At 51.4% G+C, this 25,232-nt stretch carries 19 protein-coding genes and 1 pseudogene; 16 read left to right on the top strand and 4 right to left on the bottom strand.

The annotated features are described in order from the left end of the window. Positions 1–158: 158 nt before the first annotated feature. Positions 159–338 (top strand): PA1571 family protein, encoded by a 180-nt coding sequence (locus PspS34_RS08940; protein WP_150812426.1) that lies wholly within the window; start codon positions 159–161, stop codon positions 336–338. Positions 339–417: 79 nt separating this feature from the next. On the opposite strand, the pseudogene PspS34_RS28870 reads toward PspS34_RS08940, so the two are convergent. Next, positions 418–535, bottom strand: a pseudogene (locus PspS34_RS28870) (outer membrane lipoprotein carrier protein LolA); the annotation flags it as partial. Between the two features lie 51 nt (positions 536–586). Continuing rightward, positions 587–1,729, bottom strand: a complete 1,143-nt coding sequence (gene pdxB / locus PspS34_RS08935; protein ID WP_159389604.1) for a 4-phosphoerythronate dehydrogenase PdxB — start codon at positions 1,727–1,729, stop codon at positions 587–589. Positions 1,730–1,984: 255 nt separating this feature from the next. On the opposite strand from pdxB, the gene PspS34_RS08930 reads away from it, so the two are divergent. Continuing rightward, positions 1,985–3,379 (top strand): MATE family efflux transporter, encoded by a 1,395-nt coding sequence (locus PspS34_RS08930; RefSeq protein WP_057715662.1) that lies wholly within the window; start codon positions 1,985–1,987, stop codon positions 3,377–3,379. Between the two features lie 126 nt (positions 3,380–3,505). Here PspS34_RS08930 and tusA read toward each other — a convergent pair whose 3' ends face one another. Together tusA and rlmM are read right to left on the bottom strand one after the other, a co-directional pair. After that, positions 3,506–3,757, bottom strand: a complete 252-nt coding sequence (gene tusA, locus PspS34_RS08925; protein WP_056721984.1) for a sulfurtransferase TusA — start codon at positions 3,755–3,757, stop codon at positions 3,506–3,508. Positions 3,758–3,948: 191 nt separating this feature from the next. Further along, positions 3,949–5,022: a 23S rRNA (cytidine(2498)-2'-O)-methyltransferase RlmM gene (rlmM, locus tag PspS34_RS08920; RefSeq protein ID WP_057715663.1), complete on the bottom strand. Its 1,074-nt coding sequence runs from the start codon at positions 5,020–5,022 to the stop codon at positions 3,949–3,951. Between the two features lie 298 nt (positions 5,023–5,320). Between rlmM and acnA the strand changes: the two genes are divergently transcribed. The 14 genes from acnA to PspS34_RS08850 all read left to right on the top strand — a co-directional run bounded on the left by acnA (position 5,321) and on the right by PspS34_RS08850 (position 25,197). Further along, a complete protein-coding gene (acnA, locus tag PspS34_RS08915; protein WP_159389603.1) occupies positions 5,321–8,062 on the top strand; it encodes an aconitate hydratase AcnA in 2,742 nt (913 codons plus the stop codon). A 221-nt stretch (positions 8,063–8,283) separates the two neighbouring features. Next, positions 8,284–9,072, top strand: coding sequence for a CPBP family intramembrane glutamic endopeptidase (locus PspS34_RS08910; protein WP_159389602.1), 789 nt, complete (start codon positions 8,284–8,286; stop codon positions 9,070–9,072). A gap of 216 nt (positions 9,073–9,288) precedes the next feature. Further along, positions 9,289–9,723 carry a low molecular weight protein-tyrosine-phosphatase gene (locus PspS34_RS08905; RefSeq protein ID WP_150812422.1) on the top strand — a complete coding sequence of 145 codons (435 nt, stop codon included), beginning with the start codon at positions 9,289–9,291 and terminating at the stop codon, positions 9,721–9,723. A 24-nt stretch (positions 9,724–9,747) separates the two neighbouring features. After that, on the top strand, positions 9,748–11,985 hold the full coding sequence (locus tag PspS34_RS08900) for a polysaccharide biosynthesis tyrosine autokinase (RefSeq protein WP_159389601.1): 2,238 nt from the start codon (positions 9,748–9,750) through the stop codon (positions 11,983–11,985). Positions 11,986–12,039: 54 nt separating this feature from the next. Beyond that, on the top strand, positions 12,040–12,546 hold the full coding sequence (gene rfaH / locus PspS34_RS08895; protein ID WP_159389600.1) for a transcription/translation regulatory transformer protein RfaH: 507 nt from the start codon (positions 12,040–12,042) through the stop codon (positions 12,544–12,546). 617 nt (positions 12,547–13,163) lie between these two features. After that, positions 13,164–14,555 (top strand): undecaprenyl-phosphate glucose phosphotransferase, encoded by a 1,392-nt coding sequence (locus PspS34_RS08890; protein WP_159390383.1) that lies wholly within the window; start codon positions 13,164–13,166, stop codon positions 14,553–14,555. A gap of 266 nt (positions 14,556–14,821) precedes the next feature. Continuing rightward, the gene (locus PspS34_RS08885; RefSeq protein WP_159389599.1) at positions 14,822–15,724 is read left to right on the top strand and encodes a nitroreductase family protein; all 903 of its coding nucleotides are present in this window, start codon (positions 14,822–14,824) and stop codon (positions 15,722–15,724) included. A 63-nt stretch (positions 15,725–15,787) separates the two neighbouring features. Further along, positions 15,788–17,095, top strand: a complete 1,308-nt coding sequence (locus PspS34_RS08880; RefSeq protein WP_159389598.1) for an oligosaccharide flippase family protein — start codon at positions 15,788–15,790, stop codon at positions 17,093–17,095. A 68-nt stretch (positions 17,096–17,163) separates the two neighbouring features. Continuing rightward, on the top strand, positions 17,164–18,258 hold the full coding sequence (locus PspS34_RS08875) for a polysaccharide pyruvyl transferase family protein (protein WP_159389597.1): 1,095 nt from the start codon (positions 17,164–17,166) through the stop codon (positions 18,256–18,258). A gap of 16 nt (positions 18,259–18,274) precedes the next feature. Further along, positions 18,275–19,270, top strand: a complete 996-nt coding sequence (locus PspS34_RS08870; RefSeq protein WP_159389596.1) for a glycosyltransferase family 2 protein — start codon at positions 18,275–18,277, stop codon at positions 19,268–19,270. 455 nt (positions 19,271–19,725) lie between these two features. Continuing rightward, entirely contained in the window at positions 19,726–20,619 is an 894-nt protein-coding gene (locus tag PspS34_RS08865) for a glycosyl transferase (RefSeq protein WP_159389595.1), read from the top strand. 1,026 nt (positions 20,620–21,645) lie between these two features. Further along, positions 21,646–22,779, top strand: a complete 1,134-nt coding sequence (locus tag PspS34_RS08860; RefSeq protein WP_159389594.1) for a hypothetical protein — start codon at positions 21,646–21,648, stop codon at positions 22,777–22,779. A gap of 283 nt (positions 22,780–23,062) precedes the next feature. After that, positions 23,063–24,181 carry a glycosyltransferase gene (locus tag PspS34_RS08855; RefSeq protein ID WP_159389593.1) on the top strand — a complete coding sequence of 373 codons (1,119 nt, stop codon included), beginning with the start codon at positions 23,063–23,065 and terminating at the stop codon, positions 24,179–24,181. Further along, positions 24,178–25,197, top strand: coding sequence for an NAD(P)-dependent oxidoreductase (locus tag PspS34_RS08850; protein ID WP_159389592.1), 1,020 nt, complete (start codon positions 24,178–24,180; stop codon positions 25,195–25,197). Before PspS34_RS08855 ends, PspS34_RS08850 begins: the two co-directional genes overlap by 4 nt. The last annotated feature ends 35 nt before the right edge of the window (positions 25,198–25,232 follow it).

The following is a 25,232-nucleotide window of genomic DNA, read 5'->3' as shown; positions in this document are numbered from 1 at the left end:
ACTAGAGGCTAGACACTATTGGTCTAAAGTTCGGGTAGCCACGCGAAGGCATTTCTGCTGGACTGGTTCTGTCCCCCCGGAAAGATCGCAGGGAGTTGTCATAGCCCGGTCACCTGGCGGTTCTACAGTAAGCTAACAACCTGATGAGGAGACAGGCCATGTCCTTGCAACACAGCAGCGATGACAAGATTCAAGTGATCCGCACGCAACCAGACCAGTCTCTGGGTTGCTCGATTATTGACGAGCAGGGTCGCGAAGTACCGATCACTGAAGAAATGATCCAGAAAGCTTGCAGCGAACTGGATAAGCGATTGGTCAAACCTGCCGAACAAAAGTGATATAGCCACCGTCTTCTTGACCCGGCCCATTGTTGGCCGGGTTTTTTATGGCCGGCAAAAAAGGCAATTACCCCCTCTCTGTAGGAGCGAGCTTGCTCGCGATGAACCTGAGAGCACCACGGGGTGTCAGGTTTCCCACGTCATCGTTGACGACCATCGCGAGCAGGGCTCGCTCCTACATGGGATTTGTGGTGCATGAAGATCCAGTGTGGGAGCGAGCCTGCTCGCGAAGGGGCCGCCACGGTCTATCAGATTGTCGTTGCCCCCAACGCCGCCACAATCCTCTGCAACTCAGGCGCATCCCCCTCGATCCGCACCTGCAATCCGTCGATCTCACGGCGCGAAGGATAATTCTTGCGCAACACATCAAATGCCGCTCGTTGCTCGCTGACACTGCCGACAAGGCTGCGACGGAAGTCCGCATCGTCACGTCGCGGGTCATACACGCCACGGCACAGCATCGCCAACGCCCAGGCCGGGTCACTTTGTGCATTGAGGGTCACGTGCGACAGCCACGGCGCCGGCAGCAAATCGCCCAGGCTGACCCGGGCTGGCTGCCCAAGGAAATCGCAATAGGCCTGATAAATCTGCGCGGTGCCCCGCTGCTTGCCGTCGAGGCTGTAGCCGGCAATGTGTGGCGTTGCCAGCACGCAGAGTTCGGCCAGCGCCACGTCGACTTCAGGCTCGCCTTCCCAGACATCGAGCACCGCTTGCAGGTCTTCGCGCTCCAGCAGCACGTCGCGCAGTGCTGCATTGTTGACCACCGGCCCGCGACTGGCATTAATCAGCCAGGTGCCGGACCTGAGCTGGTTCAGGCGCTTTTCATCGAACAAATGCCAGGTCGATTGCTGACCCTGTTTAGTCAATGGCGTGTGCAGACTGATGACGTCGCACTCGTCGATGATCTGCTCGAGGCTGACGTAGTCTCCACCTTCCGCAGTTTGCCGTGGCGGATCGCACACCAGCACCTTCCAGCCCAGGCCTTGCAAGACCTTGACCAGGCGTCCACCCACCTCGCCGGCACCGACCACGCCGTAGGTACGCCGGGTCAGGTCGACACCCTCGATTTCGGCCAGGGTCAGCAGACTGCCGAGCACATAGTCGACCACACCACGGGCATTGCAGCCCGGCGCGCTGGACCAGGTGATACCGGCCTGCTGAAAGTAATTCAGGTCCAGATGATCGGTGCCGATGGTGCACGTACCGACAAAGCGCACCTTGCTGCCCTCGAGCAGCGCGCGATTGACGTTGGTCACCGAGCGCACCAACAGCACATCGGCCTGCTCGACCGTGGCACGGTCGATGGCGCGACCCGGTACCCGGCGGATTTCACCGAAGCCTTCGAAGAAGGCATCGAGCAGAGGGATATTTTCGTCGGCAACAATCAGCATGGCAGGCTCCTTTGGCGGGTTGGCAGTGTAGGCGCAGAATTCATCTCTGTGTAGGAGCGAGCATGCTCGCGATGGGCGTTAACGATAACGAGGGCTGCCTGAATGAACGCGGTGCCCTCACATCCATCGAGAGCGAGCTCGCTCCTACAGGGGGAGCGGTGCGATTACAAATAGCCAACACAGTCTTTTCCTGACCGAAGCGTCAACGCGTAGAATGCGCAGCCCTGCGCATCAAAACCTCTGGACGCTTCGCTTGTGAATTCCGTGACTGACACTACCGCCGCCCCACGCACGACCCCGGTTCGCCTGGAGCTCAAGGGCCTGCTCGGCCTGGCCCTGCCGATCATGATCGCGCAACTGGCCACCACGGCCATGGGCTTCGTCGATGCGGTGATGGCCGGCCGCGTCAGCCCACGGGACCTGGCATCGGTGGCCCTGGGCAACTCGATCTGGATTCCGGTCTACCTGTTGATGTCCGGCGTCCTGCTGGCAACCACACCCAAGGTCGCGCAACGCTTTGGCGCCGGGCAGTTTGACGAAATCGGCCCGCTGGTACGCCAGGCGCTGTGGCTCGCATTGTGTGTCGGGTTGATCGGCAGCGGCCTGTTGCTCGGCGCCGAACCGATCCTGCACTGGATGAAAGTCGATCCGCAATTGATCGAGCCGAGCATGGGTTACCTGCACGGGATCGCCTTCGGCTTGCCGGGCATGGCGTTCTATTACGTGCTGCGCTGCTACAGCGATGGCATGGGTCGGACCCGTCCGAGCATGGTCATCGGCTTGTGCGGCCTACTACTGAACATCCCGCTGAACTACACGTTGATCTATGGCCATTTCGGCGCACCGGCCCTGGGCGGCGTCGGTTGCGGCTGGGCCAGCGGCATTGTGATGTGGTTCATGGCGTTGAGCATGGCCGGCTGGACCTTCTGGGCCCCGTTCTATGCCCGCACCCGTGTGCTGGTGCGCTTCGACCGGCCGAAATGGGCCGTGATCAAGCGCCTGGTCAGCATTGGCCTGCCGATCGGTATCGCCGTCTTCGCCGAGTCCAGCATCTTCGCGGTCATCGCCCTGTTGATCGGCAGTCTCGGCTCCACCGTGGTGGCAGGGCATCAAATCGCCCTGAATATCAGCTCGTTGCTGTTCATGATTCCTTACTCGCTGGGCATGGCGGTGACCGTGCGGGTCGGCCAGGCACTGGGGGCCGGCAATCCCTGGCAGGCGCGCTTCGCGGCGAAGGTCGGGCTTGGCGCGGCACTGGTGTTCGCGGCGTTCTCGGCGGCACTGATCCTGCTCCTGCGCGAACCTATCGCCTCGATCTACACGCCTGACAAGGCCGTGATCCAGATTGCGTCGATGTTGATTGTGTATGCCGCGCTGTATCAGTTTTCCGATGCCATCCAGGTGATCTGCGCCGGCGCGCTGCGTGGATACCAGGACACCCGGGTGACGATGATCCTGACCTTGTTCGCCTATTGGGGCATCGGCCTGCCGGTCGGCTACGTGCTGGGACTGACCGATTGGTTCGGTCCGGCCAGCGGCCCGAGCGGGCTGTGGGAAGGGTTGATTGCCGGTTTGAGCTGTGCGGCGTTGATGCTGTCGATCCGACTGACGCTCAGTGCGCGCCGGCGGATTCGTAACAGCCAGGGTTGATCGCCACAACCCTGTAGGAGCGAGCTTGCTCGCGAAGGTCGTGAACGATAACGCGCAAAAACCAGATGCCCAACGGCGCCTTCGTTATTTTCGCGAGCAAGCTCGCTCCTACAGGGGGCTTGTTGGTTAAACAGACTTCTTGCGAATCCAGTAGAGGTAGGTGCCCTCATCTTCGTGCTGTGCCACCAGTTCATGGTCGAGAAACACACAGAACTTGGGAATATCGCGACGGGTCGACGGGTCGGTGGCGATCACCTTGAGCAGGCCGCCGGGCACCAGATCACGGATGTGCTGGTGCAGCATCATCACCGGCTCGGGGCAATTGAGGCCGGTGGCGTCGAGGGTGCCGTCTACCGGCGTATCAAGCATTTCACTCATGATTCACTCCTGAAGCTGGCCGGCATTGTCGCGCATTGCCGGGTGTAACGTCATCTGTGGCATAACGCCGTACCCTTGTAGGAGCGAGCCTGCTCGCGATGATCGTTAACGATAACGCTGGATGCCTGACACCCCGTGGCGCTCTCAGGTCCATCGCGAGCAGGCTCGCTCCTACAGGGGATTGCGGTGTTTCAGCGGGACTTGGGTTTCTTCACGTCCAGTCGGCGCAAATGGCAGGTCACTTCTTCGCGGTCGTGGTACAGCTGCTTGCAGCCAATCTCGACCTTGATACCCCGGGCCTTGAAGCCATCGGCAATGCGCTCGAGCAAACGCTTCACTTCGGCATAGCGCTGTTTCATCGGCAGCTTGAGATTGACCACCGCCTCGCGGCAATGGCCGTCACCGATCCACTCTTCCAGCATCGCGGCGTTGCGCGCCGGCTTCTCGACGATGTCGCAGACCATCCAGTCCACCGGTTGCTTGGGCTTGAAGGTGAAACCGTCAGCCATCAAGTGCTGCACCAGACCGGTGTCCATCAGGCTTTCGGCCATCGGGCCGTTGTCGATGGCGGTCACCAGCATGCCACGGTTGACCAGTTGCCAGGTCCAGCCACCAGGGGCGGCCCCCAAGTCAACGCCGGTCATGTCGCCATGCAGGCGCTCGTCCCACTGGTCGCGCGGGATGAAGTGGTGCCAGGCCTCTTCCAGCTTGAGGGTCGAGCGGCTCGGCGCCTCGCGGGGGAACTTCAAACGGGGAATGCCCATCGGCCACATCGCCGAATTGTTCGACTCCGCCAGGCCCATGAACACTTCACGACCGCTCTTGAACGTCAGCAGCAAACGCGGCTTGTGGGCATCTTCCACCAGCTTGCCGGCCGCCATCAGCGCCTTGCGCAGGTGCACTTCGAATTTCTTGCAGAAGTTCGACAGTTCCTTGCCGTCGTTGGTGTCGACCATTTCCAGCCACAGGCTGCCGCACAGCGGAAAGTCCGCCATATGGGCGAGGATCACACTGATGCGGTCGGTTTCCGGCAGATCGATGAAAATCCCCCGGGCCCACTGGCGCGGGAAGATCAGCTCGGCAAAACGCTGCCCGCGCATCAGGCGCTCGGCGCCGTCTTCTTCGGTGCAGACAAACTCGGCGCAGGCAGTTGCCGCCTTGGCCTTGGCATAACCGGCCACGTTCAAGCGCGCGGCGAGGTCGGAAATCTCGGAACAGACTTCGCCTTCGAAGCCCGGCCGGCAATGCATAAAGAGGGTGTTCATTAATACTCCTGGACCCTGTAGGAGCGAGCCTGCTCGCGATGGACTCAAGGGCGGCGCGTTTATTCAGGAAACACGCGTTATCGTTAACGTCCATCGCGAGCAGGCTCGCTCCCACAAAGAGAGACCGCTTGCCCTGAAGCAAAGCCTGTCACGAAAACCGGCGCATGATAGCCGAGATCGGAAGCTGGAGCTTGTCGATAGAACCCGGTTATTAGCCAGCTACTGAAAACAGAGCTAGGTTTAATGTTCTGCCCATCCCCTCAGTCCGTAGCCGTGCGGACTCAAAGGAGTGATTGCAATGCCGTCCCTCGATAGCCTGAATACGCTCAAGACCCTGCAAGTCGGCAACAAGACCTACCACTACTTCAGCCTGCCCGATGCCGCCAAAAGCCTGGGTGATCTGGACAGGTTGCCAATGTCGTTGAAAGTCCTGCTGGAAAACCTGCTGCGCTGGGAGGACGAAAAAACCGTCACCGGTGCCGACCTCAAGGCACTGGCCGCGTGGCTCAAGGAGCGTCGTTCCGACCGCGAGATCCAGTACCGCCCCGCGCGAGTGCTGATGCAGGACTTCACCGGCGTACCGGCGGTGGTCGACCTGGCCGCGATGCGCGCGGCGATGGCCAAGGCCGGCGGCAATCCGCAACGGATCAACCCGCTGTCGCCGGTGGACCTGGTGATCGACCACTCGGTGATGGTCGACAAGTTCGCCAGCAGCAGCGCCTTCGAGCAGAACGTCGACATTGAAATGCAGCGCAATGGCGAGCGCTATGCGTTCCTGCGCTGGGGCCAGAGTGCCTTCGACAATTTCAGCGTGGTGCCGCCGGGCACCGGGATCTGCCACCAGGTGAATCTTGAATACCTCGGCCGCACGGTCTGGACCAAGGACGAGGACGGCCGCACTTACGCCTTCCCAGACACACTGGTTGGCACCGATTCCCACACCACCATGATCAACGGCCTCGGCGTGCTTGGCTGGGGTGTCGGCGGCATCGAGGCGGAAGCGGCGATGCTCGGGCAACCGGTGTCAATGCTGATTCCCGAAGTCATCGGTTTCAAACTCACCGGTAAGCTCAAGGAAGGCATCACCGCCACCGACCTGGTGCTGACCGTGACCCAGATGCTGCGCAAGAAAGGCGTGGTGGGCAAATTCGTCGAATTCTATGGCGACGGCCTTGCCGACCTGCCCCTGGCCGACCGCGCGACCATCGCCAACATGGCCCCGGAATACGGCGCCACCTGCGGTTTCTTCCCGGTGGACGACATCACGCTGGACTACCTGCGCCTGTCCGGCCGGACCCTGGAAACGGTGCAACTGGTCGAGGCCTACAGCAAGGCCCAGGGCCTGTGGCGCCTGCCCGGCCAGGAACCGGTGTTCACCGACAGCCTGGCGCTGGACATGGGCAGCGTCGAAGCCTGCCTCGCGGGGCCGAAACGCCCGCAGGACCGGGTGACGCTGCCGAATGTCGCGCAAGCGTTCAGCGACTTCACCGACCTGCAATTCAAGCCCACCAGCAAGGAAGAAGGCCGCCTGGAAAGTGAAGGCGGTGGCGGTGTTGCCGTCGGCAATGCCGATATGGCCGGCGAAGCGGATTACGATTACGAAGGCCAGACCTATCGCCTGAAAAACGGCGCCGTGGTCATCGCCGCGATCACCTCCTGCACCAACACCTCCAACCCCAGCGTGATGATGGCCGCCGGGCTGGTGGCGAAGAAGGCCGTGGAAAAAGGCCTGAAACGCAAACCCTGGGTGAAGAGCTCGCTGGCCCCCGGCTCGAAAGTGGTCACCGACTACTACAAGGCGGCCGGCCTGACCCAGTACCTCGATGAATTGGGCTTTGCCCTGGTCGGCTATGGCTGCACCACTTGCATCGGCAACTCCGGGCCACTGTCGGAGCCCATCGAGAAAGCCATCCAGCAAGCCGACCTCACCGTGGCCTCCGTGCTCTCGGGCAATCGCAACTTCGAAGGCCGGGTGCATCCATTGGTGAAAACCAACTGGCTGGCCTCCCCGCCGCTGGTGGTGGCCTATGCGCTGGCCGGCACGGTGCGCACCGACCTCAGCCGCGAGCCGCTGGGCGATGGCAAGGACGGCAAACCAGTGTACCTGCGGGACATCTGGCCAAGCAGCAAGGAAATTGCCGACGCCGTGAATCAGGTCAACACCGCCATGTTCCACAAGGAGTACGCCGAAGTGTTTGCCGGTGACGAACAATGGCAGGCGATCAAAGTTCCGCAGGCGGCGACCTATGTCTGGCAGGACGACTCGACTTACATCCAGCATCCGCCGTTCTTCGACGACATCGGCGGCCCAGCGCCCGTGGTCAAGGATGTCAGCGGCGCCAGGATCCTCGCACTGCTCGGCGACTCGGTGACCACCGACCACATCTCCCCGGCCGGCAACATCAAGGTCGACAGCCCGGCAGGGCAATACCTGCGCGACAAAGGCGTGGAACCGCGGGACTTCAATTCCTACGGCTCGCGGCGTGGCAACCATGAAGTAATGATGCGCGGCACCTTCGCCAACATTCGCATACGCAACGAAATGCTCGGCGGCGAAGAAGGCGGCAACACCCGCTACATTCCCACCGGGGAAAAAATGTCGATCTACGACGCCGCCATGCGCTATCAGGCTTCGGGCACGCTGCTGGTGGTGATCGCCGGCCAGGAATACGGCACCGGCTCGAGTCGCGACTGGGCGGCCAAGGGCACCAACCTGCTGGGGGTGAAAGCGGTCGTCGCCGAAAGCTTCGAACGGATTCACCGCTCCAACCTGGTGGGCATGGGCGTGCTGCCGTTGCAATTCAAGCTGGATCAGAACCGCAAGAGCCTGAAGCTCAACGGCAGTGAAACCCTGGACATCCTCGGCTTGACCGGCGTCGAGCTGACACCACGGATGAACCTGACGCTGGTCATCACCCGCGAAGACGGCAGCCGCGAGAAGATCGAGGTGTTGTGCCGCATCGATACGTTGAATGAGGTGGAGTACTTCAAGTCCGGAGGGATTCTGCATTATGTGTTGCGGCAGTTGATTGCTTCGTAACTGATGAGCAATACACAGACAGACACCGCCTTCGGGCGGTGTTTTTGTTTATGTCGCCTACATCCCTATAATCGCGCGCCGCAATCCTTGTGGGAGCGAGCCTGCTCGCGAAGGCGCCGTGTCAGTTGAAAGCAATGTCGACTGACCCAACGCCATCGCGAGCAGGCTCGCTCCCACAAGGGGGTTGGGGTACATCGCACATCCCGACACAAGGACTTCGAATGATTGCCCTGCCATGGACTTTTCTGGCCCTGCTCTGCCTCGGCTACGGATTGGCGCTGACCTACGGCCACCTCGATTGGCTGGCGGCAATCTCGGTAATGCTGCTGTTGATCGCAGGCTTCACCGTTCGCCAACAAGTAATCCCTGGTCTACGCATCCTCGGCCACGGCCTGTTCATCGCCTTGGCGCTAGCCCTGGCATTGCACTGGCTACCGGGCTTCCATAACGGTCGCGGCATTGCTCTGCAGCGCTTCAGCGAAAACGCCGTGCCGTTTTCCATGTTCCTGAACCTGGATAAACCCCTGATCGGCTTCTGGCTGCTGTTGGCCTGCCCATGGATAGTCGGTCGCTTCTCGTTGCGCTCCTTCCTATATGCCACCGTGCTGTCACTGGCGTTGAGCGCAGTGCTGGCATTGGGCGGCGCACTGTTGCTGGGCATTATCGCCTGGGCGCCGAAATGGCCGGACCAGGCCTGGCTATGGATGCTCAACAACCTGCTGCTGGTAACCCTGGTCGAGGAAGCGTTGTTTCGCGGCTATATCCAGGGCGGACTGAGCCGGATCATGAAAACCCTGCCCCAGGGTGAAACCCTCGCCCTGCTGCTGGCGTCTCTGATCTTCGGCCTGGCCCACGCCGGGGCTGGCTGGCAATGGGTGGTACTGGCGAGTCTGGCCGGGGTCGGTTACGGCCTCGCCTACCGTTTCGGTGGATTGGGCGCAGCCATCCTCAGCCACTTCGGCTTGAACCTGATGCACTTCGCACTGTTCACCTACCCGATGGCGGGATAGTCACCGCGACGAACCAAACAACCGTATGACAGAAAGTAACAGCCGAGCCTTGACCCTCCCCCCCTACACCACTAGAGTGCACGCTTTTAAAATGGCCCCGGTAGCAGTTAGCCACCGGAGATAGCCGTACAGTTGCGCGGGAACGGAATCCAGACGCCTCTCCTTCCTTCTGCCTGTGCGGTTTTCACACTTGATATCGCAACGTGCGCAGCCCCTATGTTCAATAAAATCCTGGTCGTTTGCATCGGCAACATCTGCCGAAGCCCCACCGTCGAGGCCCTGCTGAAAAGCAGACTGGCCGAGCGCGGCATTGATGTGAGTTCAGCGGGCATCCACGCCCTGGTGGACAAACCCATGGACAGCACCGCGCTGCAAGTCTTGCGCGAACACAATGGCGACCACCCGGACCACAAAGGCCGGCAACTGACCCGCGAACTGCTGCAACAAGCTGACCTGATCCTCACCATGGAAACAGGCCACGTTAAACGCATCGTGCAAATGGCACCGGAAGCACAGGGCAAAACGTTCCTGCTGGGCAAGTGGCAGAACAACCAGGAAATCCCCGACCCCTATCGCCAACAGAAGGTCGCCTTCGAACACGTCTACCAACTGATGACGCAAGGCGTCGACAGCTGGTCGCAAAAACTATAATCACCCCTTGTAAAAGTACCCCGCATGCAAAGCCCAAACAGCCTCCCCATCCAGGAACACCGCGACGACGATGACGACATCGATCTGCTCGCACTCTTCGGCACATTGATCGATAGCAAGTGGATCATTGTTGGCATCACTGCGTTCTTTTGCGCGGTGGGTGTTGCGTATGCACTGTTGTCGACGCCGATTTATCAGGCGAATGCGCTGGTGCAGGTTGAACAGAAAAAAGGTGGCATGTCTGCTTTGGGTGGCATGGGCGAAATAAGTGAGATGTTCGGTGGCACATCTCCGGCGGTGACTGAAATAGAGCTGCTTAAATCCCGGGCGGTACTGGGCAAAGCTGTAGAGAACCTCAAGCTCGACATTATTATCAAGCCGAACTACTTCCCGTTGATTGGCCATTTTCTGAGTCGTCGTTTTGAGCCAGTGACTGAAAACCAGGTAGCCTCACCATTGCTTGGTTTGGAAAGCTTCACATGGGGTGGAGAGAAACTCGACATTTTCCAACTAGAAGTTCCAGATGCCTATCTGGGCAAGGGCCTGACACTGCGCTCTGAAGGAAATGGTGCGTTTACCCTACTTAATGATGCTGACGAAGCTCTCCTTCATGGCCAAGCCGGTGAGAAGCTCCAGCAAAATGGTTTCAAACTGCAAGTTGCCGCTCTCAACGCCAATACTGGGGCGCTATTCAAAGTCATTAAGCAACGTCGCTTGAATACCATCCTGCAGTACCAGGATGATGTGTCGGCTACTGAACGCGGCAAAGAGTCCGGCATCATCGCGCTTTCGCTGGAAAACGATGATCCTGCACTAGCCAACAAGGTCCTAGATGAGATCAACCGGCTCTACGTTTTGCAAAACGTCCAGCGCAACTCTGCGGAAGCCGCACAAAGTCTCGAGTTCCTTCGCACCCAGTTACCCGATGTGCGCAAACAACTTGAGAAAGCCGAAGGCCAACTGAACGCCTATCAAACCAGCGCTCGCTCGGTCGATATCACAATCGAAACCAAAGCAGTGCTCGATCAGATAGTGGCCCTGGAAACCTTGATTTCGGGATTGAAGCTCAAGCAAGCTGAAATGGAGCACCGCTTTACCCGAGAACATCCGGCGTATCAGGCCTTGATGACCCAGATGGGACAACTCGCCGGACAGAAGCTTACCCTCGAGAAAAAAGTGAAAAACCTGCCGGAAACACAGCAGGAGCTGTTGCGCCTATCGCGTGACATGCAGGTCACCACGGAGATCTACACCCAGCTGCTGAACAAAACACAGGAGCTAGATATTGTCCGCGCAGGAACGGTTGGTAACGTTCGAGTGATTGACTCGGCGGATGCGAATATCGAAAAACCGGTTAGTCCGAAAAAAGCGTTAATCGTACTGATTGCCACCCTAGTCGGTGGACTGATTGCCATAGCTTACGTCCTGCTCCGCAAAGCACTGAATCGCGGCGTCGAAGACCCGGAGATCATCGAGCAACTCGGTATTCCTGTGTACGCCTCGATCCCGCTGAGTAAGGGCCAGTCCCAGATCGAAGGCACATTGAAGGGCAACAACCGCGCCTCTACTGGTTCACTGTTGCTCGCCGTTAACAACCCGGCCGACCTCGCCGTCGAATCGTTGCGCAGCCTGCGTACCAGCCTGCACTTCGCGACTCTTGAAGCTAAGAACAACATCCTGATGATCTCCGGCCCAAGCCCGGCCGTCGGTAAATCCTTCGTCTCGTGCAACCTGGCCGCGATCATTGCCCAGACCGGACAAAAGGTACTGCTGGTCGACGCCGACATGCGTAAAGGCTACCTGAACAAAATGTTCCGCATGGACGTGAGCAACGGCTTGTCCGACCTGCTCGCCGGCAAAATTGACTTGAACAAGGCAACCCACTCCACCGAAGTGGACAACCTGCACGTCATCACTCGCGGGCAAATCCCACCTAACCCGTCGGAATTGCTGATGCACAGCAACTTCACTCAGTTCCTGGAGCAAGTCAGCAGCCAGTATGACCTGGTGATCATCGACACCCCGCCAATCCTCGCTGTGACCGATGCCGCCCTGGTGGGCCGTCAGGCCGGCACAAGCCTGATCGTGACCCGTTTCGGCGTAAACGCCGCCAAAGAGATCGCAGTAACCAAGCGCCGCTTCGAACAGAATGGCATCGTGGTCAAGGGTGCGATTTTCAACGCCGTGGAACGCAAAGCTTCGGCGTACGGCTATGGTAGCTACAGCTATTATCAATACGAATACGCCTCGGACAAAAAGTGACACCGGACATCAGGGCAGCGCCGCTGCCCTGATTCACCCATGAGAGCCCTCAGCATGCCTCGCCCGCACCCGCCCCCACGCTGGTACCTGATCCAGTGCAAACCCCGGCAAGATGCCCGCGCCGAGGAAAATCTGATTCGCCAGAGCTTCACTTGCTACCGACCAACTCAACGGATCGAACGTATTCAGCGCGGTCGCCGCAGCACGTCAGTGGAGTCTCTCTTCCCCGGCTACCTTTTTATCCAGCTCGACCAACTCAACGATAATTGGCACCCGATCCGCTCTACCCGCGGAGTCAACCAACTGGTGACGTTCGGCAAACTACCGATTGCGGTCGCTGACGATCTCATCGAGCAATTGCAACAGCAACTCAACGAGGCACCAGTCGAGTCCGCAGCACTCGAACCCGGCGACAGGGTGCGCATCAACCGCGGCAGCTATAAGGAACTGGAAGCGATTTTCCTGGCCCGCGACGGTGCCGAACGCATCGTGATCCTGCTCCAGCTCTTGCACCGCGAACACACCCTCAGCATCCCGATTGACGCAATAGAAAAAACCTGATCACCCCTATCGTTTTACTCACCTAAAACAACAAAAATAAACACCAACGACTGACTTGCGAGCGCTGAAATTGCTTGCAATGTCGAACCATGCCCGAACCACAGCAAATCTGGCTAAAAACCGCTCCTCGCCCAATAAAAACGCCGCTTTTATTGGATCCATCCTACAAATTCGTCTTCACTTTTCCTACGAATTCAGTAGAATGCACCCTCGGCTGAGGTTAACCACTTCACTCCGGCAGGATGCCTTGCACAGCCCCCCCGTTGTGCCGCCGTCAAGGAACAGACGCATAGTCCTCTGCTGAGCCATGGCTCGGCCTGCCCGATTGACTCCCTCATCCCCAAAATAAACCGCCAGCGCTCGCGCATCGGCTCATTCGTCGCACCCACGGCGCACGTTCTCAGGAAACCAACGGTCAATCCTGGGGCGGTAGCGTGCCCAAAACCTTGATATTGGCCAAGGCGAGTGCGTTCCCTGTCACGGATAAGGGAAACGCCACGACACAGACCGGTTTGTGCCAGAGGCTCAAACAGCAACCAAAGCTGCATGGCGCGAACACTCCAGACAGCAGGCATGCCCAGGAAGGCTATGTCCAAATCGACGCAAGGGACATTATTTTGATTCGCAAGCGCAACACCACGCTACCAGCCGGTCGCGGTCTTACGTTCTGGACCCAATGGCTTGCCGCAATCTGCGCACTCATCCTCCTGCTCTGTGCGCTGGCAACCATGAAGACCGGGGAAGTCGAAGCCCACTACCGGATACTCTCGGCATTCATACTGCTCGGCTCGGTACCCGCCTACTCCATGATGCAGGTCTACCATAAACACCATGGTTATTTGGTAGGACTAGGCCGATTGTTGGCTGGCTGGCTGGTGCTAATCTCCGGCTTGACCGTCGTGGCGTTTATCACCAAAACCAGTGAGCTTTTTTCCCGCGAAGTTATTATTGGCCTCGTGCTCGGCGGTTTCGCACTTCAAGCCTGCCTCTATGTGCCGCTGCACAACCTCTCCCGGCGTTACCAGCAAAAGCTGCAAGCCGCCCGAACCTCGCTGATTATCGGCACCGGCGACCTGGCCCAAGAACTCGCGGACAAATTGGTTCGCAATAGAAACGAACCACTGGTTGGCTTGGTAGCCGCGGACGACCAACCCTCGCCCAGCAATGGCCTGTACCCGGTGATTGGCAGCCTTGCCCACCTGCGGGACCTGATCGCAACCCACCAGATTCGGCGCCTCTACATCGCATTGCCGCTGACAGAAGCCGACCAGATCGAAGGCCTGTACATCGACCTGCTGGACTCCAGCGTCGACGTCATCTGGACCCCAGATCTGCAAAGCCTGATCCTGCTCAACCACTCCGTAAGTGATATCGAAGGCCTTCCCGCCATTCACTTGAACGAGAGCCCACTGACGTCCTACCCCACCGCCGCTGCCTCTAAAGCGATAATGGACCGGACCGTCGCACTCATTGCGATCATTCTCCTCAGCCCGGTATTGTTGGCCACCGCCATCGCCGTCAAATGCTCATCCCCTGGCCCCATCCTGTTCAAACAGAAACGCCATGGCTGGAACGGCAAGATCATCAAGGTCTGGAAGTTCCGTTCGATGCGGCTCCATGACGACCATGAGGTCAAACAGGCTAGCCGAGACGACCCGCGAATAACCCGGGTCGGTCAATTCATCCGCCGTACCTCTCTAGACGAATTGCCACAGCTTTTCAACGCTCTTCAGGGTCGTATGTCGCTGGTTGGCCCCCGCCCTCACGCCGTCGCTCACAACGATTACTACACAGGAAAAATCGACGCATACATGGCTCGCCACCGAATCAAACCGGGCATTACCGGATTGGCCCAAATCAGTGGCTATCGCGGCGAAACCGAAACAATCGACAAAATGGAAAAGCGTGTAGAGCTAGATCTGGCTTACATCAATAACTGGTCATTGTGGCTGGACATCAAGATATTGATTAAAACGCCTTTTACTCTCTTGTCAAAAAACATTTATTAGTCGAATTTCTGTAACTGATCTGAAAATAGTCCACTCTGTACGCTCTCACTAGGCGATTAGCGGCGCGTCTCCGCAGCTATTTATCCAACCAGAAATGACGATCGGTTAACGTATATTGCTGAGAAAACTAAGACCTCATGAGCATATCTCCTCTTAATACAGTCAAAAAAGCACTACGTAGATTTGCACCCAGCGTAATCCCTTATACAAAACGTATAATAAAAATAAGTTATTATCTCCGAGATATAAAAACATCTTGGAAATACATGAATTGGCCAGCCACCACCGCTGATTATGGAAAACTTAGTTCAGAACTAATTTTTCAGTATCACAAACTGGAAAAAGGCTTATGCATGCCGGGACCAAAACGGTTTTTTGGTGAGCAACCTGCCATTGCTACCATTACACTTATAAACCGCTGGAATGAAAATGGATTTAAAACGGCGAACCCTATATATTTCGGGGCCATAGAAACATTAAGAGCCTATAGAGACTTCATAGCTAACACACCTCTACCAAGCACATCAGATCAGTCTCTAAAAGAAAAAATAGAAACAATACTAGCAGCAAACCTGGAATCACCAAATCAATTTAAAACCCCCATCCCAATTTCAAAACCAAACAATCTGTTATGGGAAGAGTTCTCAACCCTAATGGTTATGCGTAGAAGCGTTAGAAATTACCTTCCAAAAAAAGTGGAAACTGAAACTATCGAAGAATGCATTAATATTGCCAACTTAAGCCCAAGCGTTTGCAATAGACAAACCTGCAAAGTTCGAATATATGAAGACCCTGACCAAATAACAAAACTACTAACTTTCCAAAACGGAAACCGCGGATTTGGACACCTTCTTTCTACTCTATTAATAATCACTTCTGACACCCGATACTTTTTTGACGGAAGCGAGAGAAACCAGCCTTTCATCGACGGCGGCCTGTTGAGTATGAGCCTTATTCTCGCCCTGCAGAGTAAAGGCATTTCCTCCTGTTGCTTAAACTGGTGCGTTTCACCAACTGCCGATAACCAAGCCCATATTGTTGGTGGCATCCCTGATCATGAAAGGATCATCATGTATCTAGCTATTGGATATCCTGCAGAAGGAGCAGTAGTGCCAAAATCAGAACGCAGAGCACAAAACGAAATTGCAATTCAGTACACCAACATGTGAGCGACCACTTAATAAATGGTAAGAACTGACTGCACGCCCAATCAATAAACTGGCAAAAAATTCGTGTCGTACAAAAAAAACTCATTCTATCTAATGATTTTATCTCTGGGATCATTAATCGCTTCAGGGTTAGGTTTTGCTACACACATCCTAATTGCTCGAAATGTCTCCCCTGAAGTTCTTGGCAATTACTCCTCTATTTTTTTTCTGACTTCTACTCTTGCTCCGCTAAGTGGCTTTGGTGTTTCCCAGTACCTATTAAAAACATTCGGAAAATATGGTTGGGATGGAATGGAATGGGTACCTGCAACACTTCGATTCGTCACAATAAGCACACTAACAACCTGGATCTTCCTGATAGCGCTAGCCTTCACAACTCAAAAAACGACCAGCTTAATACTTGCCGCAACATTGATGTCTTTTATAATTCTCCCGAATCTTTTCACTGAGTTAATCGGCAGCATTTTTCAGCTTGAAGAAAACTACACTCTTCTTTCCCTTTGGCAGTTAACGCAATCTGTTTTAAAACTCACCCTTCTCGCGATTGCAACCTTGATATTTCGCATTCAAATCAACGAAGTTGTTATATCTGCAATATTCGCTTTTACAGCGATACTCATGGCACCATTTGCAATAGCAAAAATTAGCAACTTGAAAAAAGGAAAGATCAAGCTAAAAGGCCACAAACACAGAGATATACATGACTTAACACAAAGAAACATAACTACTGGTAGAATATTCAAAGAGTCGTGGCCATTTGGTGTATCTGGACTTTTCCACCTTATATATTTTCAATTTAGCATTGTATTAATAAATCATTACTTGGGTGCAGAAACAGCCGGAAATTTCAGCGTAGGTTTCACTCTGATAACAGCAGCTGCCATTTTACCGGGAATAATTTATCAAAAGTTCTTGCTCCCCAAAATGCACCGTTGGGCCCATCAAGACCGCGCGCTTCTCTATAAAACCTACATAATTGGAAATTATGCGATGGGGGCTATTGGGTTGCTCATCGCGTTTTGCATGTATTTAATAACCCCTTACCTCATCGAATATGTATTTGGAAATAAATATAAAGAATCTATTAAAATAATAAACTATTTAATCTGGGTTATCCCAATTTTTTATATTGCTAGCAGTGCTGGCTCAACTCTGATTACCGGCACCTACATGTTAAAAAAAATAAAGTACATGGGGCTGACCGCCGCAATTAGCGTTATAGCTACTACCTCGCTAATTCCTATTCTTGGCGTACACGCCGGGGCAGCGTCACTCGTTATATCCTTTTCGGTTTTAGCCAGCTTATTTCTGAGAGCCAACAGAAACTATGTATTCGCCGACTTATCTCCTCAAAAAAACACGCCTCACTAAAGCCAAGAAATGAATACGCCTGACTACTACCCAGTAACAGTCGAGCCAAACTCTCATGAAGAATCCAGATGAAAAAAATTGGACTGTTAACCCTACCTTTAAAGAATAACTATGGCGGAATCCTTCAAGCAGTAGCCTTATATAGTTATTTAAGTAAAAATCACAACGTCAAAATTATTCAAAAAAACGCTTTCCGACCAACCTGGAAAAGACTTTTAGTTGGTATTCTTGAATTAATACCACTCCAAAATTTTAAAAACCACAGATCAAACCACCTAAAGAACAAACACCATAAATCCTTCATTAAAAAGCACCTCCCGAATCAAACCTCTCCAATCAACAATGTAGATCAATTAAAAAAATTCACCCTTGAGTCAGAGTTCGACGCCATCATAGTCGGAAGTGATCAAGTCTGGAGAATGGATTACATTGACGACGGTTCTTATAGCGCCTACTTTTTAGACTTTATAGAAAATCCTAAAACAAAAAAAATCTCATATGCAGCATCTTTTGGCAAAGACCATTGGCAAGCACCTGAAAAAATTGAAGAAGTTACACAACTACTAAAAGGTTTCGATGCAATTTCAACGAGAGAGACAGTCGGCGTTGATATCTGCCGCGAGGTTTTCAACAGTCCACGATGCGAACATGTTTTAGACCCAACGTTATTGGTCGAGAAGAGCTTTTTTGAAGCACTGCTTGTTCAACCCGTAAAATCCTCTAAAAAAATACTGCTAAATTACACACTAGATCAGAACAAGATAAAAAACAGCCTTTTAACAAAAACACTAGATGTGTTAGGTGAGTCGTATGAAGTTTCTAGTATCTACGAGCCGCAAGAAAAGCGGCCAAAATTCAACGTACAGCAATGGATTGGCCATTTCTCAGCAGCAGATTTTGTGATAACGGATTCTTTTCACGGGATGGTTTTTTCGATTATCTTCAATAAAAATTTTTTGGTAGTCGCAAATAAAGATCGTGGTCTATCAAGATTTTCTTCATTGCTAAATTTATTGAGCCTTGAGTCAAGGTTAATTACGGAAGACTCACAAGCGGATATTAGGAATATAGTCTCGAACGCCATTGACTACTCCGATGTAGAAATCACACTTTCCCAGTTAAGAGCACAATCAAAACAGTACCTGGAAGACTCGTTAAGATAAAAACCTTGGAAAAGAAATGTCAATAACATCATCAAGAGAAAATCCGTTTTTTTCTATAATTCTTCCTACGTTTAATGTTGATAAATACATTGCAAGATGCATAAACTCTTGCCTTGAACAAGAATTTAGTGACTTCGAAATAATAGTTGTCGATGACTGCGGCAACGATCAATCGATAGAAATCGCCGACGCTTTTAAAGCTCGAGATTCAAGAGTTAGAGTCCTTTACAACCAGTGCAACAAAGGCACATTTCTAGCTAGAAAGATGGGTGTTGAAGCTGCGCGGGGTAAGTACATTGTGTTCCTTGACCCTGATGACTGCTTAAAAAGTAGAGCACTAAATCGACTGCATGAGCAGGTCAATACTCACTCTGCAGACATAGTTTTTTTTGGGGTTGAAATATTTCCAGAACAACCACTAACCTCATTGAAACGCAGCCTCCCCGCTGACTGCTTTCAACCGAATACCATTTTGAAGTCTGTATTTTGTGATACCTCTAATGCAAGCTGGGGAACTCCAGGAAAAATGTATTCGAGAAGCCTTGCAACCAGTGCGTTTCAAAAGCTTTCCTTCATAGAGGAGCGATTAACATTCGCAGAAGATGTTCTTTATCTTTTTACCGCTGTTGCTTACGCGAACTCATGCACAAGGGTAAATGAACCTCTGTACCTTTACTTTAAGAACCTAGAATCTATCACTGAAACAAAAAATCACAATGATGCATCAAAGCTCTATGCACAAATTGAACTAGTCAAAGTCCACCTGCATAAAGTGTCTACAGATCGTGAACTCATTCAAAAAAATGGATCAGCCCTAAAAAAATCTCTATCTAAAATAACGAAAGAGCTAACATCAAATGCAGAGCTGATGAAAAGGTTTACTACCGACCCTAAAAATGGAAAAAATCTATATTTTTCGTCCGTTTTTAATTCCTTGCTTGCACGGGCTAGTATCAAGGATGCAATAAGACTAGGCTTGTATCTCTGCACACTCGGAAAATTAAAATTTTAAATATACACATTAGTATTCTAGCTCACTACATCATAGTCTAAACATCATTTCTCAGTACAGAAGTACGCAGAAATATGCAAATATTTATCTTGCATTCAGAAAAGCTGTGTACCAAGGAATAGCAGCATACAATGATTTTTTTGGCGATCGCACTTGAGTCATCAATGGAACACTGGAAAAGATGATCAGATTGGCACCAATATCAAACTGTTGGCATTTCATACAACTCTATCCACATTGAAATCATGAAAACCGTATAGTTATTGACATAGCAGTAATAAATAATTATTTTAAATCCAATGTAAATATTCTGATTTAGGTAATTGTTATCGCATCTACAATTCCAAGGGATATTTATTGGTTAAAGTACTGGTAGCCGAAGTTACTGTAGCTGCATTTAATATCAATCAAATTTGTTGCCATCTTGACGAATTGCTGAGTCAGATTTCTAAATTATGAATATTGGAATTGGATTAAAACATGGCACGTACACGCCAGAGGCTTATGCCTATGCGTCTTTTTTAAAGGATAAGGGTTGGAATGTTCAGCTAGAATTTGAAGATCTATTAGATGGAGATCTCGATGCTCATATCTATGTCATGGGTATCAGACCATTCTATTTAAAAAGCAAACGAAAAGATCTTGTTGAAATTCATGAGTACCAAAGCCTTTCAACGCCTCGTTTCGCTAAAACAAAAGATTTAGCAAAGCGATTTCTCAATAAAAAACCGACCGCTAGGGTTTTTCTAAACTCCACTGTCAAAGATAAATTTAACTTTACCGACAACATCCCCTATGTATTAAGAGACATGGGTGTAGATAGCGCCCTTTTTTTACCTCCCCCAAAAAACCCACGCTTCGACTTGATATACTGTGGCTCTATTGGTAGAGCGGGACTGGTCAATGAACTACTGCGATTAGCAGAAATCGGGTTAAAGATCCTGATAGTTGGTGATGCGCCTGCTGAGGTAATTAATGTTTTTTCAAAATTCCCGTTTGTAGAGTTTAGTGGCCGCGTAAAACGCCACGAACTACCAGAAATTTACCAGCAGGCGCGGGCGGGTTTAAACTTTACGCCTAATATTTATCCATTCAATATACAAACCAGTACTAAAACACTGGAGTACTGCGCCGCGGGACTTGGAGTTGTATCTAACTACTACGAATGGGCTGACCAATTTTCATCAACGAGGCAAGCAAATTTCCTTTGGGCCGAAAAAATACTTTCTAGAAAAGATTTCGATGAATTCGATTTCAACAAAGTTGATGTGCATGACCTGGAGTGGTCAAAAATACTAACCAACATAGAGCTAGATACATTTTTAAGCGAAGTAATCACAAAAAAATAATAGATAGCGGTTCAATACTTTGCGGCACAAAATTTGAGAGCAACACCAAACCTATCGGTAATGTGCACCGTGCCCTACGCAAATCTCAAGGTCGAAGGACGCGCTACGATCCAGGTAGGGCATCATAAAGACCTTAGTCAGCGCGAGACAACTCGAATGCATGGCCGCCTCCCCACTGCGATCAGCCGGTAGCTGCGGGTAATCGATTCTTCAAGGGCGGATGCGTTGCCCACGTTGCGCAGCTTTCGCGAGTGTCGTAAAGTTTGCCGTATTGCCGAAAATTTGGTCATGGTCAAGAAAATTCCGAGCTGGAGCTTCGTTAGTTCGAAAAAGCTTATTTTCAGAACCATCGCGAGCAAGCTGTAAGGCATGAAGACAAATTTTGAAAAACGCTATGCTTGCCGGGAAACCATTTGTAAAGCCATCAATGCGATACGCGTCAGGAAATTGCGCAAAGATTGATCGAGCCGAACACCGCGCCTCGGCGGTCGGGACACTCGTTGAGCGCTCCACCAGCTATTTCATGTTGGCGGCAATCAATGATGCAACTGCGCCGGTCAAACGGTCCAGTTCTGCGCTCAATAGCATGCCGCTGGCAGTTCGTATGGACATGACATATGATCAGGGTAAAAAATGGCTAGGCACCGGGATGTGACCAAGAAGACAAAAATCGCTTTTTACTTTGCAGATCCACACAGCTCACGGCAGAGCGGGACCAACGGGAACATCCATGGTCTTGTCCGCCAGTTTTACCACTGGGGACCGATCTGTCCAAGCACAGCTTAGAGAAGCTACATAAGTTTACATGTTTCCTGAACATCCGACCACGCAAGAGATCTAACTGGCCGCGTCCGATTAAGGTGTTTTACTCATACTCACGGGCTTGCAATATGACACACCTACTTCAGTTCACTAATCGTGATGCACTCAGCTGTTGAAAACGCAATTTAGTATTAAATCCATGGTTGGCGTATGCCATTGTGCATCACCGCAAGTAAGTGCTATCGATGCACGTATTGAGCAAACATGAAACTTATCAAATTAAAAATCACATCTAAAAAAAACGCCAACTCTACGTTTTCCGGTACACTTTGGGCTGCATTGATCGTTTTACTCCTGCTCTTGGCGTTAATGAATGAGTACATCCTGCCTCGCTATTTTTTTTATGATTCTGTGACAATATCAAAATTCATACAAACAAGGATAGGGTTTGCACCTGGGGATTCATTTGCAAGCACTGCTGCATTTTTCGCCATTTTCGGGGTGGAGCGAAATTCAATTCCGTTCTCACTGGTATCTTTTTTAATTGTGCTTTTTTCTTTTAATTTGTATTTGAAAAAATCAAAAACGCGCTCACTTGATTTTATTGAATTCACATTACTTGCATTTCTTGCTGTTCTGAGCATAGTCTTCATGACCGCAGTAAGTAAAGAACTTATAGTTTTACTTTTCATTGCTCCTTTTATACTTTTTGCAAAACGCGGAATTTTTGGACTTGTAGTTTGGAGCCTTATTGCTCTGGTATATGCTTTTTTCTTTCGGCAGTACTGGTTCCTCTTTATTGCTATGTTTTGGGGCATTTATATAGTTTTCAGATTTTCGAGAAGTGTTACAGTTCTCTTTGCAGCCGTTCCCATAGCGCTATTCGCACTGGCTGCTTTTTTCATGTTTTATTTGGGAGTCGATCTTGATAGCTTTCGGACGATGGTCAATGACGTTCGAATTGAAAGTGGCGATGAAGATGCTAGGACCATGATTCTTCCTTGGGTACAAGGGGGAGGACTGCTGACAGGTTGGTTGAATTCGTTTATTACATGGCTAACATTAATGTTTCCAGCGCCGCTTTTCTTATTATTCTCTCCTTACCATATGCTGATCTCAGTTCTTATATTCACGCTATTTTATAAATTTTGGTCGGAGGCTCTTTTAGAGTTCCATTCGAAACAAAGCTCGGATAGAGCAGCATGTTTTTCACTTGTCATTTCGTTTACGGCAGTACAATGTATTTTTGAGCCGGATTATGGTAGCTATGTCAAACACTTGTCCCCTTTCTACCCTATGATTCTTTATACGATCCTTAAGAACTCTTCCACAAGTGCCTCTAAGCTAACTCGGAAAAACTTTCAAAATTTTGTAAAATACGCACCTCGTACAAACTGAACGGGTTGAGCCTCGGTGAAACAAATGTCCTTCGCCATGCCAAAAGTGCTGAAAAACTGAGGCAGACCCGTCCTAAACGTTTCCTGCTGCGTGATGGACCAGGTATTGTCCTAGAAGGGCCCGTGTACTTCAGCCCGTCCGAACATAGGCGCAGGCAGTCGAATAAATCCGCTTTTTGTAATATTCAGCAGTTGACCCGATCGCTTGTATATTTTCAATTCTAATAATAGATATACAGAGATCATGGGTAAGCTACAACTCCATCAAACCTTAAAGATCAAGAATGAAAATACTTCACGCTACTGAAGTCGAGATCGGCGGCACAGTTTCAGTCATGATGACTCTCCTTCAAAGTCAACTTACATCCAGAGCAATACAATCCGCCATCTGTTTAGTTCCAGAGAAGCAATTAGAATCGTTAATAGAGATCCCCAGCAGCAACATCAACACGTATAAGCGCTCGGGAAGAAACTTTCATTCTTTTTCCGCATTTATCGTCTCTTTAATAAAACTCACCTTAAAAGAAAAACCAGACGTAATACATCTCCACAGCTCATTCGCTGGAATTTTAGGTCGGATCGCGCTGGCACCACTCTTGCCATTTATTAAAGCTAGAATAGTATATTGCCCGCACGGGTTCTCTTTTTTGATGGACGGATCAAATAAAAAGAAAAAAATATTCTCAATTATAGAGTCCCTCTTATCAAAGCTTACCGATAAAATCATATGTGTCAGCGAATATGAAAAAAAATCTGCAATCAACGCTGGGATTGACGAAAGTAAGATTGTAGTCATACATAATGGTGTTGCTAATATTGACACCTCTGTTGAGGCAGTGGTTGACAATCCGTTCAGCGGCAATAAGCTAAATCTGATCTTTGTTGGCCGTTTAGATCCTGCAAAAGGATTTGACACGCTTCTCGCTGCAATGAAACGTCTCGAAGGCGAGCCTATTCACTTAACTGTTCTAGGAATTTCAGATTCAGAGATTCCAGATGAGGTGCGCAGCGCCAATATTTCCTACATGGGTTGGCGCAGCCAGAAAGAGATGCGCCCATACTTCACATATGCAGACATTCTAGTCCTTACCAGCCGCTGGGAAGGTTTCCCAATGGTCGTATTGGAAGCAATGAACTTCTCCACTGCAGTCGTTTCTAGCGATTGTACATCGCTATCCGAATCAGTCAAACATGGTTTAACTGGGTATCTCTTTCCTATTTCAGACCATGAAAAACTAGCAGAAATAGTTTCAACTACACCATTAGAAAAATGGAAGCTACTAGGTATTAATGGTAGAGGGTATTACCTTGACCACTTCACTTCTGAAAAAATGACCCAGTCTACGTACAATCTATACAAATCCCTTTTAGATAAGCCTCGTACGAGAGAGATGAAGAAATGACTTGCGCTGTGATTTTTGGCGGTTCCGGCTTTATTGGTGTTTTCTTTGCCAAACAGCTGCTTGCCGCTGGAGGTTTTGAAAAGATATATCTGTTCGATAAGGAACAGGTTGCTAGCAAACCCTTCCCCTATCGTACTCAATTGGTCAACGAAAATCCTCGGATCGTCGAAGTGAATGGGGATGTTCGTCAGGCAATCACATGGTCGCCTCCGGAAAAGATCACGCAAATTGTCAATTTTGCGGCGATCCACCGCGAACCGGGGCATGAAGATTTTGAGTACTACGAAACCAACCTGCTCGGCGCCGAGAACGTCTGCACCTGGGCGGAGCAGGTAGGTTGCACCGAAATCATCTTCACCAGCTCCATTTCACCTTATGGCCCTAGCGAACAAGAGAAGGACGAACGCTCCTTACCTGCACCAGCAACGGCTTATGGCGGATCAAAACTGGCCGCCGAGAAGATTCATCAGACCTGGCTGGCGGCCGACAAGACCCAACGTCATTTAGTGATCGTTCGCCCTGGCGTGGTTTTCGGCCCAGGTGAAGGCGGCAATGTTTCGCGCCTGGTAAAGGCAGTGCTTAAACGTTACTTTTTTTACATGGGCAATCGTGACACCCGAAAAGCGGGTACTTATGTTAAAGAGCTGTGTACTGCCATCTTGTGGGTGCTGCAACGTCAGAAGGAACAAGGCTCGAATTTCAGCCTATTTAACATGTCGATGAATCCTGGTCCCTCTATCCAGGAGTACGTGGATGCAGTTTGCAAAGTAGCGGGTGTTGAACGCAAGGTTCCTGCTATACCCTACCCTCTTATTCTCACCGTAGCTTATAGCATTGAATTGATTGCCCGCCCACTTGGTATTAAGCATCCATTTAGCCCAGTACGGATTCGCAAGTTGGTGCGATCCAACAATATTCGTCCTGGATATCTTGTTGAGCAGGACTATCCATATCAGTACACCCTTGAGTCTGCACTGGCGGATTGGAAAAAGGACTGCCCGGAAGAATGGCAATAAGCCCCGCCACTGTTGCGCATTTGTAGCCTTGTGAA

Origin of the sequence: Pseudomonas sp. S34 (assembly GCF_009866745.1) — a bacterium.
GTDB classification, from domain to species: Bacteria; Pseudomonadota; Gammaproteobacteria; order Pseudomonadales; family Pseudomonadaceae; genus Aquipseudomonas; species Aquipseudomonas jessenii.
This window is presented reverse-complemented; position numbering and strand designations above follow the sequence as displayed.

Bases quoted from the DNA above. Each gene is read 5' to 3' on its own strand.
- PspS34_RS08940 (WP_150812426.1), top strand. From the start codon at position 159: ATGTCCTTGCAACACAGCAGCGATGACAAGATTCAAGTGATCCGCACG.
- pdxB (WP_159389604.1), bottom strand. From the start codon at position 1,729: ATGCTGATTGTTGCCGACGAAAATATCCCTCTGCTCGATGCCTTCTTC.
- tusA (WP_056721984.1), bottom strand. From the start codon at position 3,757: ATGAGTGAAATGCTTGATACGCCGGTAGACGGCACCCTCGACGCCACC.
- rlmM (WP_057715663.1), bottom strand. From the start codon at position 5,022: ATGAACACCCTCTTTATGCATTGCCGGCCGGGCTTCGAAGGCGAAGTC.
- acnA (WP_159389603.1), top strand. From the start codon at position 5,321: ATGCCGTCCCTCGATAGCCTGAATACGCTCAAGACCCTGCAAGTCGGC.
- PspS34_RS08910 (WP_159389602.1), top strand. From the start codon at position 8,284: ATGATTGCCCTGCCATGGACTTTTCTGGCCCTGCTCTGCCTCGGCTAC.
- PspS34_RS08905 (WP_150812422.1), top strand. From the start codon at position 9,289: ATGTTCAATAAAATCCTGGTCGTTTGCATCGGCAACATCTGCCGAAGC.
- PspS34_RS08900 (WP_159389601.1), top strand. From the start codon at position 9,748: ATGCAAAGCCCAAACAGCCTCCCCATCCAGGAACACCGCGACGACGAT.
- rfaH (WP_159389600.1), top strand. From the start codon at position 12,040: ATGCCTCGCCCGCACCCGCCCCCACGCTGGTACCTGATCCAGTGCAAA.
- PspS34_RS08885 (WP_159389599.1), top strand. From the start codon at position 14,822: ATGAATTGGCCAGCCACCACCGCTGATTATGGAAAACTTAGTTCAGAA.
- PspS34_RS08875 (WP_159389597.1), top strand. From the start codon at position 17,164: ATGAAAAAAATTGGACTGTTAACCCTACCTTTAAAGAATAACTATGGC.
- PspS34_RS08870 (WP_159389596.1), top strand. From the start codon at position 18,275: ATGTCAATAACATCATCAAGAGAAAATCCGTTTTTTTCTATAATTCTT.
- PspS34_RS08865 (WP_159389595.1), top strand. From the start codon at position 19,726: ATGAATATTGGAATTGGATTAAAACATGGCACGTACACGCCAGAGGCT.
- PspS34_RS08860 (WP_159389594.1), top strand. From the start codon at position 21,646: ATGAAACTTATCAAATTAAAAATCACATCTAAAAAAAACGCCAACTCT.
- PspS34_RS08855 (WP_159389593.1), top strand. From the start codon at position 23,063: ATGAAAATACTTCACGCTACTGAAGTCGAGATCGGCGGCACAGTTTCA.
- PspS34_RS08850 (WP_159389592.1), top strand. From the start codon at position 24,178: ATGACTTGCGCTGTGATTTTTGGCGGTTCCGGCTTTATTGGTGTTTTC.